This window comes from Gordonibacter pamelaeae (assembly GCF_003340385.1).
Classification (GTDB): Bacteria; Actinomycetota; Coriobacteriia; order Coriobacteriales; family Eggerthellaceae; genus Gordonibacter; species Gordonibacter pamelaeae.
Genome location: NZ_PPTS01000009.1, coordinates 94222 through 109373, shown reverse-complemented (window position 1 = coordinate 109373; position 15152 = coordinate 94222). Strand labels below are relative to the sequence as shown.

The 15152-nt window shown below is 64.8% G+C and carries 15 protein-coding genes and 1 pseudogene; 15 read left to right on the top strand and 1 reads right to left on the bottom strand.

What is annotated here, in order from left to right; all coding sequences use genetic code 11:
- The first annotated feature begins 7 nt into the window (after positions 1-7).
- The 4 genes from rpsE (at position 8) to secY (ending at position 2636) form a co-directional block, all read left to right on the top strand.
- Positions 8-538 carry a 30S ribosomal protein S5 gene (rpsE, locus tag C1877_RS13645; protein ID WP_015539821.1) on the top strand — a complete coding sequence of 177 codons (531 nt, stop codon included), beginning with the start codon at positions 8-10 and terminating at the stop codon, positions 536-538.
- A complete protein-coding gene (rpmD, locus tag C1877_RS13640; RefSeq protein ID WP_015539820.1) occupies positions 538-729 on the top strand; it encodes a 50S ribosomal protein L30 in 192 nt (63 codons plus the stop codon). Before rpsE ends, rpmD begins: the two co-directional genes overlap by 1 nt.
- A gap of 183 nt (positions 730-912) precedes the next feature.
- Positions 913-1362 carry a 50S ribosomal protein L15 gene (gene rplO / locus C1877_RS13635; RefSeq protein ID WP_015539819.1) on the top strand — a complete coding sequence of 150 codons (450 nt, stop codon included), beginning with the start codon at positions 913-915 and terminating at the stop codon, positions 1360-1362.
- Positions 1356-2636, top strand: coding sequence for a preprotein translocase subunit SecY (gene secY, locus C1877_RS13630; protein WP_041239445.1), 1281 nt, complete (start codon positions 1356-1358; stop codon positions 2634-2636). The genes rplO and secY overlap by 7 nt, the downstream gene beginning before the upstream one ends.
- Before the next feature lie 272 nt (positions 2637-2908).
- Here the strand turns inward: secY and C1877_RS15940 are convergent, their stop codons facing one another.
- Positions 2909-3223, bottom strand: coding sequence for a response regulator transcription factor (locus C1877_RS15940; RefSeq protein ID WP_083809063.1), 315 nt, complete (start codon positions 3221-3223; stop codon positions 2909-2911).
- 20 nt (positions 3224-3243) lie between these two features.
- Between C1877_RS15940 and C1877_RS13620 the strand changes: the two genes are divergently transcribed.
- The 11 genes and pseudogenes from C1877_RS13620 (at position 3244) to nagA (ending at position 14881) form a co-directional block, all read left to right on the top strand.
- Positions 3244-3465, top strand: coding sequence for a hypothetical protein (locus C1877_RS13620; RefSeq protein WP_041239443.1), 222 nt, complete (start codon positions 3244-3246; stop codon positions 3463-3465).
- Between the two features lie 123 nt (positions 3466-3588).
- Positions 3589-4242, top strand: coding sequence for a TetR/AcrR family transcriptional regulator (locus tag C1877_RS13615; RefSeq protein WP_015539818.1), 654 nt, complete (start codon positions 3589-3591; stop codon positions 4240-4242).
- 228 nt (positions 4243-4470) lie between these two features.
- Positions 4471-7242, top strand: coding sequence for a molybdopterin-dependent oxidoreductase (locus tag C1877_RS13610; RefSeq protein WP_015539817.1), 2772 nt, complete (start codon positions 4471-4473; stop codon positions 7240-7242).
- Positions 7243-7256: 14 nt separating this feature from the next.
- Positions 7257-7430, top strand: coding sequence for a 4Fe-4S dicluster domain-containing protein (locus C1877_RS15810; protein WP_227155231.1), 174 nt, complete (start codon positions 7257-7259; stop codon positions 7428-7430).
- 12 nt (positions 7431-7442) lie between these two features.
- Positions 7443-7877, top strand: a pseudogene (locus tag C1877_RS13605) (4Fe-4S dicluster domain-containing protein); the annotation flags it as partial.
- A 12-nt stretch (positions 7878-7889) separates the two neighbouring features.
- A complete protein-coding gene (nrfD, locus tag C1877_RS13600; RefSeq protein WP_041239442.1) occupies positions 7890-9005 on the top strand; it encodes an NrfD/PsrC family molybdoenzyme membrane anchor subunit in 1116 nt (371 codons plus the stop codon).
- 23 nt (positions 9006-9028) lie between these two features.
- Positions 9029-9796 carry a TorD/DmsD family molecular chaperone gene (locus C1877_RS13595; RefSeq protein WP_015539814.1) on the top strand — a complete coding sequence of 256 codons (768 nt, stop codon included), beginning with the start codon at positions 9029-9031 and terminating at the stop codon, positions 9794-9796.
- Positions 9797-9866: 70 nt separating this feature from the next.
- On the top strand, positions 9867-10493 hold the full coding sequence (locus C1877_RS13590) for an adenylate kinase (protein WP_015539813.1): 627 nt from the start codon (positions 9867-9869) through the stop codon (positions 10491-10493).
- A gap of 167 nt (positions 10494-10660) precedes the next feature.
- Positions 10661-12775 carry a cytochrome C oxidase Cbb3 gene (locus C1877_RS13585; RefSeq protein WP_227155234.1) on the top strand — a complete coding sequence of 705 codons (2115 nt, stop codon included), beginning with the start codon at positions 10661-10663 and terminating at the stop codon, positions 12773-12775.
- Between the two features lie 104 nt (positions 12776-12879).
- A complete protein-coding gene (gene nagB, locus C1877_RS13580) occupies positions 12880-13617 on the top strand; it encodes a glucosamine-6-phosphate deaminase (protein WP_015539812.1) in 738 nt (245 codons plus the stop codon).
- 139 nt (positions 13618-13756) lie between these two features.
- Positions 13757-14881: an N-acetylglucosamine-6-phosphate deacetylase gene (nagA, locus tag C1877_RS13575; protein WP_114569417.1), complete on the top strand. Its 1125-nt coding sequence runs from the start codon at positions 13757-13759 to the stop codon at positions 14879-14881.
- Positions 14882-15152 lie beyond the last annotated feature (271 nt).

The following is a 15152-nucleotide window of genomic DNA, read 5'->3' as shown; positions in this document are numbered from 1 at the left end:
AAAGCTTATGGCTCGTAACAAGCAGCAGAACGACGCCGGGGTTCCCGAGCTCCAGGAGCGCGTCGTCTACATCAACCGCGTGTCCAAGGTCGTCAAGGGCGGCCGCCGCTTCGCGCTCACCGCGCTCGTGGTCGTCGGCGACGGCAACGGCCGCGTCGGCGTGGGCATGGGCAAGTCCCAGGAAGTGCCCATCGCCATCAAGAAGGGCGTCGAGGACGCGAAGAAGAACATGTTCACCGTGCCGCTGACGCCCGAGAAGACGCTGCCGCATGAGATCATGGGCATCTACGGCGCTGGCCGCGTGCTCATCAAGCCGGCCACGCCCGGTACCGGCGTTATCGCCGGCGGCCCGGTGCGCGCCATCATGGAGCTCGCCGGCGTGACCGACGTGCTCACGAAGTCTCTCGGCACGAATAACGCCATGAACATCGTGAAGGCGGCCGCCGAGGGCCTCAAGAACATGGAGAGCCCCGAGCAGGTGGCCGCGCGCCGCGACACGTCCGTCGCGAAGATCTACGGCTGGAAGGAGAAGGAGTAATGGCAGACGCGAAGAAGACGCTGCGCATCACCCAGGTGAAGAGCTCCGTCGGCCGCAAAGCCGACCAGGGCCAGACGCTGCGTGCGCTCGGCCTCGGCAAGATCGGCCGTACGGTCGACCAGGTGGACAACGACTGCGTGCGCGGCATGATCTTCAAGGTCAAGCACCTCGTGCAGGTCGAAGAGCTGTAAATCATCGAAGATATGCGCGCCGCCTCCGGGCGGCGCGTGTTATCATACTCGATTGTGAATCATCGCCGCCTCCGCGGCGTGATCGCGTTTCCGCCAAGGGCGGAACGCATAACGGAAGTTAGCTGGCGGCGAGCTGCCAGCGCGGGCCGCAGGCCCGTTTGCGACTGAGAAGGAGTCACAACCATGGAATTGAAGGATCTCAAGCCGGCCGAGGGTTCCACCCATTCCCGCAAGCGCGTGGGCCGCGGTCCCGCCTCCGGCACGGGCAAGACGTCCGGCCGCGGCATGAACGGCCAGAAGTCCCGCGCTGGCGGCGGCAAGGGCGTCGGCTTCGAGGGCGGCCAGACCCCGCTCGCGCGCCGTCTGCCGAAGCTCCCCGGCTTCAAGAACATCAACCATGTGGAGTACCTGCCTGTCAACGTGAGCCGTCTCGACGAGAAGTTCGAGGCCGGCGACGTGGTCGACGGCGAGAGCCTGAAGGCCAAGGGCATCATCAAGCATGCCGACGCGCTGGTGAAGGTGCTCGGCGACGGCGACCTGACCAAGGCGCTCACGGTCAAGGTCGATAAGGTTTCTGCTTCGGCCAAGGCGAAGATCGAAGCAGCTGGAGGAAAGGTCGAAGAGCCTTGCTAAGCTCGATCATCGATGCGTTCAAGGTACCGGAGCTGCGTAAGAAGATCCTCTTCACGCTGGCTATCCTCGCACTGTACCGCTTCGGCGCGTACGTGCCGGTGCCGGGCATCCCGTTCAACGAGTTCGCGAATTCGTTCCAGGATTCGGGCGTGTCCATGACGATGCTCGACCTGTTCACGGGCGGCGCGCTGTCGAACTTCTCGGTGTTCTCGCTGGGCATCATGCCCTACATCACGGCCTCCATCATCATGCAGCTCATGCAGGGCGTCATTCCCGCCGTGGGCCGCTGGGCGAAGGAGGGCGACGCGGGTCGCAAGAAGATCACGCAGGTGACGCGTTACCTGACGCTGGGCCTCGGCCTCATCAACGCGGTGGGCTACCTGTTCCTGTTCAAGTCGCCGGCGTACGGCGTGGTGTTCAGCACGGAGGTTCCCGAGCTGCTCACCGACTTCATCGTCGTGTTCACGCTCGTGGCGGGCACCGCGTTCATCATGTGGATGGGCGAGCTCATCACGCAGCGCGGCATCGGCAACGGCATGTCGCTCATCATCTTCGTGAGCATCGTGTCGCGCGTGCCGAGCGCCATCTTCTCGTCGGTGAACCTGACGGCGGATTTGGGCATGGGCATTGCCATCACGGCGCTCATCATCCTCGTGGTGCTGGCGTGCATCCCCGCGATCATCTTCGTGGAGCGCGCGCAGCGTCGCATCCCCGTTAACTACGCCAAGCGCGTGCAGGGGCGCAAGATGATGGGCGGCCAGTCCACGTACATCCCCCTGAAGGTGAACGCGGCGGGCGTCATCCCCATCATCTTCGCAAGCTGCCTGATCTACTTCCCGGCGCAGCTGGCGGCGCTCTTCAACATCGAGTGGCTCACGAACGTGGCCAACGCGATGTCGACGGGCTGGATCAACTGGATCCTCACGGTGCTCTTGATCGTGTTCTTCGCGTACTTCTACACCTCCATGGTGTTCAACCCCGAGGACACGGCCGACAACCTGCGCAAGCAGGGCGGCTTCATCCCCGGCGTGCGCCCGGGCACGGCCACGGTCACCTACATCAAGAACGTGCTGCACCGCGTGACGCTGCCCGGCGGCATCTTCATCGCCGCCATCGCGGTCGTGCCGTCCATCGTGTTCTTCTTCACCGGCAACACGCTCATCCAGGCGTTCGGCGGCACCTCGATCCTCATCATGATCGGCGTGGCCCTCGACACCATGAGCAAGGTGGAGAGCCAGCTGAAGATGCACAACTACGACGGCTTCTTCAAGTAGGGAAGCATCGAAAGAACGGCGAACTGCGTATCGGCGGCCCTCGGGCCGCCGATGCTGGTTTTCAGGGCCGGTGTCGAAAGCTCCACCTGCGCAGGGACTCCTGCATTCCTTCTCGGGCAACGGCGCCAGTTGCCCTTGCCTCGCGCGGGCCGCTATCGTCTCGGGAGCGGCCCGCGCGTTCTCGCTTGCCCGCAGCGGCCTCCCTAGCCTTCATTTTCTATCAAGAACGGCGACTTCCCGTTCACGAGGGACAACAGCAGGCAGGCCTGGCGTCAGATCGTCTCCGCCCCGTCGCCGTCGTCGCCGATTGGGGCGTTCTCCACGAGGGTGAGCAGCTCCTCGCGCGAGCTCACGCCCAGCTTGCGGTATATCTTGTAGGTGTGCGACTTCACCGTGTGGGGCGAGATGTAGAGCTTGTCCTGGATGTAGGCGGTGCCGCGGCCCTTGGCCAGCAGGTCGAACACCTCTATCTCGCGGGCGGACAGGTCTTCAGAACAAGCCGTTCGTGGCCAGCGCGGGGCTGCAGGCGGCCTACCCTTGGATGGGGTAGGGGGAAGACGACCCCTTCCTGAAGTGCGCGAAGGCATTCGGCGGCGATGCGGCGGCGGTGCGCGACTGGGCGGCGGGCGCGGGGATTCCCTGCGACTTCAACCCGGCCGTCCCGAGCGCGGCGTTCCCGTGCGCGTTCGTGCCGGCAGTGCGGGAGGCATGCCCGTCCGCGGTGCTCGGCGAGAGCGCGAACGTGCTGGAGCAGCAGCCCGACGGCTCGTTCTGCATGAGGGAAGTGGGCCTGCGGGAGCTTGCCATCCTCGACTCCAGGAAATATTGAGTCCAAACTCAATATTTCTCTTTACAAACGACACAAACGGTCGTAAGATGAGTCCGAACTCAAAATTGAGTTCGGACTCAATATAGGATCGGGACGGTGTGGGGCCGTAGCTGGAGGATGCGTATGTCAGCGAAAGGGTACATCTGCAGCTCGAAGACGAAGCAGCGTATCTACCGGGTGGCTGCCGACCTGTTCCTGAAGAACGGGTACCAGAACACCACGCTCAGCGATATCGCGAAGAAGGCCGAGGTATCCACCGGCACGCTCTACCGCTACTATCCGTCCAAGGGGGACTTCCTCACCGAGATCGGCAAGAACTCCGTCGAGCACCTGCGGGCGTTTGCGGACGACCTCCCCGAGGACATGCCGGCGAGCGAGGCCGTGCTCGCCGTGCTGCTGGAGGACATCCGCGGTACGCAGGGCATCTTCTTCTCGCCGGAGGGCGCGGAGGACGTGACCGAGCTCCAGGCGAACGACATCCGCCTGGCCTACAGCTACGAGATCTACGCCAGCCGCGAGCACCTCGACGCCGAGCTCGCCACGCGCGGCCAGCTGGTGAGCATCTACGCCGCCATCATCCAGCGCGCGAAGGAGGCGGGCACGCTTACCGGCTCCTACGACAGCCGCGTGTTCGCCCAGATCGTGGTGGCCATCTTCTTCCAAGAGCTCGACAAGGGCATGTACCGCTACGACTACCCCTACGAGCTTCTGTTCAAGCAAAAACTCGATATTCTGTTCGAAGGCCGCGAGCAGGCTCCCGGAGCCGCCGAAGAATGACGCAGGCAGGCCGCCCGCAAGCGCGCGGCCTGCGCAATCCCCATCGCAGCACTCCCATTCGAAAGCCATCGCAGCGCGATGTCTGGATACCTGTACCGAAATCACGACCGTCTGAAGGCGGGCCGGCATCGAAAGGAGGGATCGAGGAACGAGGAGGGAACCTCAATCTTCAGGAGCAGGACACGAGAAGGATTCCAAAACGCACGTCAAGTAAGGAGGAGCTAGACTATGAACCTGAACACGATGAACGTCACGAGGCGCACCCTGCTGAAGGGCGCCGGCGCCCTGGGTGCCGCTGCCGCCTTGGGCAGCTCGCTGACGTACAAGCCCGTGAAGGCGTTCGCGAACGCGCCCAACGCGGCGGCGCAGGGCGAGACGGGCGAGGTGTACGGCCACTGTCGCATGTGCATGCTGTGCGGCAGCTGCAGTTTCGTCGCCACCATGAAGGACGGTGTCGTCGTCAACATCGAGGGCGACCCCGATCGCGCGAACAACGCCGGAACGCTCTGCCCGCGCGGCAAGAGCGCCATCATGAACGTGTACAACCCGCATCGCATCAAGGCGCCCATGAAGCGCACCAACCCCGAGAAGGGCTTGGAGGTCGACCCCGGTTGGGTGGAGATCACCTGGGACGAGGCGCTCGACACGGCTGCCGAGAAGATCCGCGAATGCTACGACACGGACATCCGCAAGCTCGTGCAGATGTACAGCTTCGCCCCCTATGAGAGCGGCCATGCAACCCTGGGCATCGGCTTGTGGGCCATGGCGCTCGGCACGCCGAACTCCAGCTCCACGAAGGGCCAGATGTGCGCCATCCACTACGGCGGCTGCTACACGCTCTCGGCGTTCCCCACGGTGAACTACGACGCGGTGTACTGCGACTACCTGGTCATCCTCGGCAAGTCGGTGGGCTATGACTCCGGTCTGGCGGGCGGCGACGCGCGCAGCTTCGCAGACGGTCTCCGCCGCGGCCTGAAGTTCGTCACGGTGGGCCCGCGCGCCTCGATGGAGGCCACGCGCGGCGAATGGGTGTCGGCCAAGCTGGGCAGCGACCTCTCGCTCGTGTACTCGTGGATGCACTGCATGCTCTACAAGATCGAGAACGGCTTCGACGAGCCGTTCGTGAAGAACAGGACCAACTCGCCTTACCTGATCGACGCCAACGGCGATTATGTCCGTGGCGCCGACGGCAAGCCCTTGATCTGGGATGCATCGTCCGATTCCGCCAAGTCTCATGACGATCCGTCGCTCGCTGATCCTGCTCTGTTCGGCAATTATGAGGTTGAAGGCGTCGCCTGTCAGCCCGCATTCCAAGCCTTCAAAGAATCTCTCAAAGACTTCACGCCGGAATGGGCCGAGGCGTACAGCTCCGTTCCCGCCGACAAGATCCGCGAGATCGCCAATAACCTGGTGAAATACGCCTCGTTCGGCTCTACGGTTGAAATCGACGGCCAAACGCTGCCGCTGCGTCCCGCCGCCGTCATCATCGGCCGCGGCATCACCAACCAGGAAGACGGCACGCTCTGCGACATCTACAGCCGCGTGCTCAACATGCTCCTGGGCAACGTGGGCAACCCGGGCGGCATCATCTCGAACATGTACTGCGACTACCTGCCCAACGAGCTGGACGGCACCACCGAGCCCTACTTCGAGGCCAAGACGTGCACGAAGTTCAACTGGCCGCCGCAGGGCCTCGACTACGCCGACGTGTTCCCGCACCGCCACTCCACGAACACCCTCATGATGCGCACCATGTGCGACCCCGAGAAGTACGGCTTCGACTACAAGCCGTCGGTCGTGGTGTCGTGCGGCTCGAACCCCATCACGGTCACGGCCGACCCCGAGGTTGCCGAGCAGGCCATGAAGAGCGTCGACTACGTTATCTACCAGGGCTGCTACCATATGGACGAGATGGCCATGCTGTCCGACCTGCTGCTGCCCGAGCACGCATCGCTCGAAACGCATACCTGCCACCTGTTCCCCGGCAACGAGGGCTCGGCGACGAACACCGACCCGGCGTTCGCGGCCTCCAACCGCGGCGTGGTGGTGCGCAAGGGCATGAAGCCCATGTTCAACACGATGGACGGCAACGACCAGCTCATCGAGATCTTCGACCGCATGGGCCTCATCGATTTGTGGAACGAGACGGCCAACCAGAACGGCTGCATCGGCTACGCCGCGCTCACGGGCTTCGGCCAGGTGCCGCCGGCGGCCGTGCAGTTCGAGAATCCCGAGTACAAGCTTGAGCCGGGCGTGAAGTACACCGCCGAGGAGATGTTCGACCGCTGCCTGAAGAGCGCGTTCGGACCCGACAAGGGCCTCGACCACCTGGACAAGGTGAAGATGATGCCGTACAACGGCTTCTACGGCGCGGACGTGTACCCCTCGCACCGCAACCAGAAGATCCGCTTCACCGTGTACCTCGAGGCGCAGAAGCGCTCGGGCGACTTCCTCATTCCCAAGCTGCGCGAGGTGCAGGAGAGCGGCTTCGATCTTGAGGGCACCATCAAGTTCCCCATCGACGAGCTGCGCCGCCGCTACTGCGCCGTGCCGTACTGGCCCGAGAACCGCCAGATCGACTCCGCGCCGGCCGAGTACGACTTGTACGGGTTCAACTACCGCCAGCCGTTCTACATGTTCCGCCTGGCCAACATGGACCAGGACCCCATCCGCCGCGACTACTCGAGCAAGTACATGCCGGACGACAACTCCATCCTGGTCAACGCGAAGACCGCGGCCGACAAGGGCATCAACGAGGGCGATCTGATCACGGTCGAATCGCTGTTCGGCACGACGAAGGGCAAGGCGCACCTCACCGAGACCGTCCGCCCCGACAGCGTGGGCATCGGCGGCGCGCGCGGACGCAAGACCTCGTGGATGGGCAAGGACCTCGTCGAGGACACGAACATGAACGATCTGATGAGTGGTGACTTCGGGTACATCGACCCGATCCACGGCGGCGTCATCGACACCGTGCGCGTCAAGATCTACAAGGCTTAGGAAGGGGGAGGGAAATGACTCGATACGGAATGCTCATCGACGCCAGCACGTGCGCGGGCTGCGACGCCTGCACGATGGCGTGCAAGTACCAGAATGCGACGCCCTCGGGCATGTACTGGTGCAAGGTGCTGAAAGGCGAGTACGGCGAATACCCCAATTCCGGGCAAACCGTCCTCCCGATAGCCTGACAGCACTGCCAGGACGCGCCGTGCGTGAGCGCGTGCCCCACGGGTGCCAGCTACTACGACGAGAACCAGTGCGTCCAGGTGGACTACGAGAAGTGCATCGGCTGCCGCATGTGCATCAACGCGTGCCCCTACAACGCACGCAGCTACCACGACGTGGACCAGTCTGCGACGCCTTACTACGAAGGCTACGAGATGACGCCCTACGAGGAGATGCGCGCGTCCGAGCATCCCATCGGCGTGGTGGAGAAGTGCGTCATGTGCAAGGAGCGCACCGCCCAGGGCGAAGAGCCCTCGTGCGTGAAGACGTGCATCACGAAAAGCCGTTGGTTCGGCGATTTGGACGACCCGACTTCCGAGATCAACGTGATGATCAAGAAGCTGGGCGCCAAGCCGCTCATGGAAGACCTCGGTACCAAGCCGAGCGTCTATTACGCCGGTCTGGTGTAAGGAGGCATGGTCATGGATATCAAAATGAACAAGAGCGTGTTCCTCGGCGTGGGGGCCGTGTGCCTCGTGCTCCTCGCATTGGGCGTGTTCGCCCTGGTGCAGCAGTACTCGTTCATCGAGGGCATCACGAACATCACCTCGTACGTGCCGTGGGGCCTGTACATCTCGCTGTTCCTGTTCTTCGAGGCGGTCGGCGCGGGCGCGCTGTTCCTGGCGGCCGTCGGCAAGCCGGCGATGTTCTCGCGCCTGAAGCTGGCCGTGGTGGGCGTGGTATGCTCGGCATGCGCCGGGTTGGCCATCCTGCCCGACCTTGGTCGGCCGCTCGGCATGTGGCGGCTGTTCCTCGCGCCGAACATGGCGTCGCCGCTGCTGCTCGACGTGTGGCTGCTGTCCGCCACGCTCGTCTTCGGCGTGCTGCTCATCGTGGGGCTGCGCTTCGCCAAGCCTGGGCTTGCGAAGGTCGCCTCCATCGGCGCGGGCGTGTTCTCCGTGCTGCTGGTGCTGGGCACTGCCGTCATGTTCTGCTCGATTCCCGGTAAACTCGGCTGGGAGTCTCCGGCGGAGATCGCCATCTCCCTCGTGCAGATGGCCGTTGCCGGGTGCGCCATCGCGCTGCTGCTGGGCGCGGTGACCGGAGCCGCGCGCAACGTCATCGTCAAGCTGGCCGGCGCGCTGCTCATCGCCAACGCGGCCATCATGCTGGGCGAGGGTATGCTGCTGGTCTATCGCAACGACTTCGTCCTGCGCACGTTCGAGGCCGTCATGTTCGGCTCGTATGCCTGGATCTTCTGGACGCACGTGGTGGCCGGCATCGTGGTGCCCGCGGCGCTGCTTTTGCTCGACAAGGGCGTGACGGTTGCGGCGGGGCTCGCGCTTGCGGGCGTGCTGCTGTCCAAGTTCGTCTACGTGGTGCGCGGTAGCATCTACCCCACGTACGGCGAGATCAGCGAAGGCCTGTTCATCCCGTTCCTGCAGCCCTCCACCGGGCCTCAGATGGTGAACGTGTACGTGCCGAGCGTCTCCGAGTTCATGGTGGCCGGCGCCGTCGTCGGGTTGGCCGTGCTGCTTGTCATGGTGGCGTTCAATTCCAAGCTCGTACCGGCTGACGACGCCGGCGAGCAGGCCTAACGACAAGAAGGAGGCTGAAGACGATGGTTGAATCCGCAGAGTACCGCCGCGAGCTTGAGCAGAAGAGGTCCGCCTATGCGTTTTTGAGCTCGCTGTTCCTGACGCTGCCCGACGAGGAGTTGGTGGCCAGCCTGCAGGAGCTTGCGGCCGCGCCCGCATCCGACGACGTGGGAATGCACGAGATCGAGCGCTACGCCCGCGAGCGCCAGGGTATGCCCGTCGAGGAGACGCTGGCCGAGTTGGCGAAGGACCGGGTGCACCTGATGCGCGGGGTCAACAAGAACGAGCTTCGGCCTCCGTACGAGTCTCTGTACGTTTCCAATCCTGCCCAGGGGACGCTCGGCAGCTTGAATCGGTTCTATGCCGAAAGCGGTTGCTGCATGTCCGAAGAGGTGAAGGACAGCCCCGATCAGATAGGCGTCGAGTTCTCCTTCGTGGAGCATCTTTTGTCCGAGGAGCTGGACGCGCTTGACGAGGGCGATGCCGACCGTGCCGAGGAGGCCGCCCGTACGCGGGAGCGCTTCCTGTCCCAGCACCTCGGGCGCTGGGCGTACGAATACGCGAAGGAGATGAAGGCCGCCGCGCAAACCGGTTTCTACCGCGGCATCGCCGTCATGATCATGGAAGCCGCGTGGGCTCGTTCGATACCAACCCCTCCGTTCCCTGCGCAAACCCCCTCCCTCAGCGCAGGGAAGACCCTGGCCGGCCCCGCATGCGGGGCCGGCTGCATTGCGGGGTCGGTCGAGCGGGGGCCGCCGCGCCGCCGCGCCCTCCTTCCGTCTTTCTTCTGAAATATGATCGGTGCGCTTTGCTGTTTGCTACAATACGGGGCATCGATGGTATGTCGAAAGGAAATCACTCATGAACATCGTGTTGTTGGGGGCGCCGGGTGCCGGGAAGGGCACGCAGGCGGCCAAGCTGGTTGAAGAGTTCGCCACGCCGCACATCTCGACGGGGGACATGCTGCGCGCGGCCGTCAAAGCCGGCACGCCGCTGGGCAAGAAGGCCAAGTCCTACATGGACGCCGGCGAGCTCGTGCCCGACGACGTCATCATCGGCCTGGTGACCGAGCGCCTGCAGGACGCGGACACCGAGAAGGGCTTCATCCTCGACGGCTTCCCGCGCACGTCCGCCCAGGCCGTCGCTCTCGACGCCGAGCTTTCCAAGCTGGGCCGCCCGCTGGACGCGGCGCTGCTCGTGGACGTGGACCCCGAGGTCATCGTCAAGCGCCTCACCTCGCGCCGCATGTGCCGCGACTGCAACTACATCGGCACCGCCGCTGACGAGACCTGCCCGAAGTGCGGCGGCGAGATGTACCAGCGCGACGACGACAACGAGGCCACGGTGCGCAACCGCCTCGACGTGTACGAGAAGTCCACGGCGCCGCTCATCGACTACTACCGCGGCTGCGACCTGCTCGTCTCCATCGACGGCGACCGCGACCCGAACGTGGTGTACGCCGACGTGAAGAAGGCGCTGGGCCTGTAGGCGCCGAACGCGGCGTTTTGCACGCAATCTTGAAGGCGGATGGGGCGCGAGCTGCCCCGTCCGCCTTTTTTCATCTATAATTCGTTACCAGTATGCCTACTGTCCGCCAAAATATTTCCTACGCCTACACGGGCTTCATGCGCGCGCATCGGCCGGCGGTCAGGCACTTGGCGAAGAGCATCCTCGCCATCCTCGCCGTGGCGCTCCTGTTGGAGACGTTCCTGTTCAACCTGAACTTCTTCACGTCTGCAGGCTACAACTCCATCAGCCTGAACGACAAGCTCAACCTGCAGGAGACAACCGACGAGCAGTACAAGCTCACGGCCGTGAACCACACGCTGGAGTTCTCGAACCTCAACACCGAGGTGCACAATATCTGGCTCAACTTCGACTACCGCCAGCCCGCCCAGGAGCTCACGGTGAAGATCCAGTTCACCGACGACGCGCACCACACGTACTTCGACTCCACGGAGTACACGGTGGGCGTGCCCGACGTGGCGGTGTCCACCCTGTCCGACCAGAGCGAGTACATCAACCTGAACACCACGGGCCTCGTGGACAACCTGCGGATCGAGGTCACGGGCGAGAACGTGAGCTACCCCATCAAGCTCTCGGACATCGTGCTGAACGCGCACCATCCGTTCGACTTCAACGCGGGGCGCTTCCTGGCCACCGCGGGCATCCTGCTCCTGGCGTTCGCGTTCCGCCCGCGCTCGGCCATCTACCGCATCCACATCGTGGACGAGCCGCGCAAGTCGAAGGCGGCCATCATCGCCACGGTGGTCATCGAGGTCTGGCTGATGGCCACGTTCCTGTTCATGGGGTCGAACCTGGTAGGCGTGGCCACGCAGGGCTACAACAGCGGCTCGTGGGACGGGCACAGCATCGTGAACACCTTCGAGGTGGGCGGCGACAACGCCCAGCAGTACGCCGAGCTCGCCAAGGCCATGGCGCACGGCCAGCTCTACCTTGAGGAGGAGCCGCCCCAGTGGCTGCAGGACATGGCCGACCCCTACGACAAGGGTGCGCGCGACGAGGCGCAGAAGGAGACGGGGGAGCCCTACCTGTTCGACGTGGCCTACCACGACGGGCACTACTACGTCTACTTCGGCGTGGTGCCGGTCGTGCTGTTCTACCTGCCGTTCTACCTGCTCACCGGCGCGAACTTCCCTACGGCCATCGGCGTGCTCATCGCGTGCGTCGCCTTCGTGCTGGGCTGCTCGGCACTGCTCGACCGCTTTGCGCGCTACCACTTCAAGCGGGTGAGCCTAGGGCTCTACCTGTTGCTGCAGATACCGCTCGTCACCTGCTGCGGCATCCTGTACCTGCTGAAGTTCCCCACCTTCTACTCGCTGCCCATCATGCTGGGGCTGGCGTTCTCGGTGTGGGGGCTGTACTTCTGGATGCGCGGCCGCGCGTCGGCGGCGCGCTCTGCCGGGCCGGAGAAATGGTATTTGGCGGGGTCGCTGTGCATGGCGCTCGTGGTGGGGTGCCGCCCGCAGCTCGTCGTGCTGTCGCTTTTGGCCTTCCCGCTGTTCTGGCGCGCCTACATCACGGAGCGGCGCCTGTTCTCGCCGCGCGGCGCGCGCGAGTTCGCCTGCCTCGTGGCACCCTACGCGGTGGTGGCGGCCGGCCTCATGGGCTACAACTACGCGCGCTTCGGCTCGCTCACCGACTTCGGGGCGAACTACAACCTCACGGTGAACGACATGACGAAGCGCGGCTGGAACTTGGGCCGCCTCGCGCCGGCGCTGTTCGCGTACTTCCTGCAGCCGCCGTGCGTGACGGGCGTGTTCCCGTACGTGCAGCCGGCGCCGTTCGACACCACCTACATGGGGCAGACCATCAAGGAGGTCACGTTCGGCGGCATCCTGGCGTGCCTGCCGGTGCTGTGGGTGCTGCCGTTCGCGAAGCGCATCCTCACGCTCCGCATGCGCCAGCGCTCCACGCGCACCATCATGGGCGTCATCGTGGTATTGCTGGCGTCGGGCGTTATCGTGGCGCTTTTGGACGCCCAGATGGCCGGCATCCTGCAACGCTACTTCGCCGATTTCAGCTTCATGTTCCTGGCGGCCGTCGTGCTGCTGGCGTTCATCGTGAACGAGAACCTGCCGCCTGGCTCGATGGCGCAGAACCTGCTCATGAAGGTGCTGCTGGTGCTGGTGGCCGTGTCGGTGCTGTACAGCGTGCTCGTGTGCTTCGTGCCCGAGACGGGCTGGTACTCCGACGTGTACCCCTGGGCGTACCAGGACGTCATCGAGACAGCGCAGTTCTGGACCTAGGTACCAACCCCTCCGGTGCCCCTCCGGCGCCGAGGGTGACGCCGTGCCGCCGTTTCGGCCGGCACGCCAGAGAACGTAAGAAACGCAAGGGAAGAGAGGGTTCCATGGAATTCATCATCGCCGAGAGCACCGAGGACATGAGCCGCCAGGCGGCCGACCGTATCGCCTCCTACGTGGACGCCGACCCATCCTGCGTGCTGGGGCTGGCCACGGGCACGACGCCCATCGGGCTGTACGCGTGCCTCGTGGAGGACTGCGCGGCCGGCAAGATCAGCTTCGCCGACGTGACCACGTTCAACCTGGACGAGTACCGCGGCCTCGACCCCGAGCACGACCAGAGCTACCGCTACTTCATGAAGAAGCACTTGTTCGACCACGTGGACATCGACCAGGCGCGCACGCACGTGCCCGAGGGCGCGAACCCCGACGCCGACGCCGTGTGCGCGGCCTACGAGGAGGCCATCGAGGCGGCGGGCGGCATCGACCTGCAGCTGCTCGGCCTCGGGCCGAACGGCCACATCGGCTTCAACGAGCCGGAGGACACGTTCCCTGCGACCACGCACTGCGTCGACCTCACCGAGAGCACCATCCAGGCCAACAGCCGCCTGTTCGACTCCATCGACGACGTGCCGCGCCAGGCCTACACCATGGGCATCGGCACCATCATGGCCGCGCGCAGCGTGCTCGTGGTGGTAGAGGGCTCCCACAAGGCCGAGATCGTGAAGAAGGCGTTCTTCGGCCCGGTGACCCCGCAGGTGCCGGCCTCCATCCTGCAGTTCCACCCCAACGCCACCGTCATCGTGGACCCCGCCGCCGGCGAGCTCTGTCGCGACCTGGCATAAAGCATCAGGAGAAGCCCTCGCGCCAAAGTATCGGCGCGAGGACCCACAGTATGTCGAAGGATCTCTGCTCGCTTGGTGGAGGTCCTTCTTTTCCCCCTCTTGACATGGCAGAATGGGCGAAAAAGAGAAAGGAACGGCAATGCGCATCATCAACGGAAGCGTGTTCGACGGCGAAGGGTTCGTCGAGCGCGACGTGCACGCGGACGGGGGCCTGTTCGTCGGGGAGGCCGCGTGTACGGAGGGCGACGTGGTCGACGCGTCCGGCTGTTACGTGATCCCGGGTCTCGTGGACCTGCACTTCCACGGCAGCGCCGGTGCCGACATAAGCGATGGCGACCTGGCGGGCCTGCACAAGATGGGCGCCTACGAGGCCTCGCGCGGCATCACGGCCCTGTGCCCGGCCACCATGACGCTGCCCGAGGACGTGCTCATGCGCGCCGCGCAGGCTGCGTCGGCCTACGAGCCGGCTGCGGACGAGGCAGCGCTCGTGGGCATCAACATGGAGGGCCCCTTCATCTCGCCGAGCAAGGTGGGCGCGCAGAACCCCGACTACGTGCGCAACCCCTCCGCCGAGGAGTTTCGCCGCTTGCAGGAGGCGGCCGGCGGCCTGTTCAAGCTCGTGGACATCGCGCCGGAGGAGCCGGGCGCCGAGGAGTTCATCCGCGAGATGGCGGACGAGGTGCGCATCTCGCTCGCGCACACCTGCACGGACTACGACACGGCCGTCCGCGCGTTCGAGCTGGGCGCGCGCCAGCTCACGCACCTGTACAACGCCATGGACCCCATGCACCACCGCAAGCCCGGCCCCATCCCGGCCGCCGTGGAGCACGGCGAGGTGACGGCCGAGATCATCGCCGACGGCGTGCACATCCATCCCGCCATGGTGCGCCTGGCCTTCCAGCTGTTCGGCGACGACCGCATGATCCTCATCAGCGACACGCTGCGCGCGGCCGGCCTCGAGGACGGCACCTACGATCTGGGCGGGCAGGACGTCACCGTGCGCGGCCCCGTGGCCACCATCGACAACGGTGCGCTGGCCGGCTCGGTGAGCGACCTCATGCGCTGCCTGACCGTGGCGGTGCGCGACATGGGCATCCCGCTGGCGAGCGCCGTGAAGGCGGCGAGCGCGAACCCGGCGCGCGCCCTCGGCCTGGATGCCGAGCGCGGTGCCATCGAGCCCGGCAAGGTGGCTGACGCCGTGCTGCTGGACAAGGAGACGCTCGACCTTCGCGCCGTCGTCCTGCGCGGCGAGCTGCTGGCGTAGCGCATCATCGGATACTGCGAGAAGCGCCTCGTTGCGAGCGATCGCGGCGAGGCGCTTTGCCTGAGAGGGGGATTTTCCCGATGCCTACATGCGGGGCGGGCGTCGGGGCTGCGGCCGCCTGAAGCGTCGCGAAGGCGGGCATTGCTGACGCCGAAACGGCCCCTTAGTGTCAAAAACAAGGCGGTTTGGCAATCCATGGTTGTTCGCTCTGATTATCATCGCAGAACGCCACCTGGGAAAACACTGTCCAGGATCGCTGTTCTATTATAGG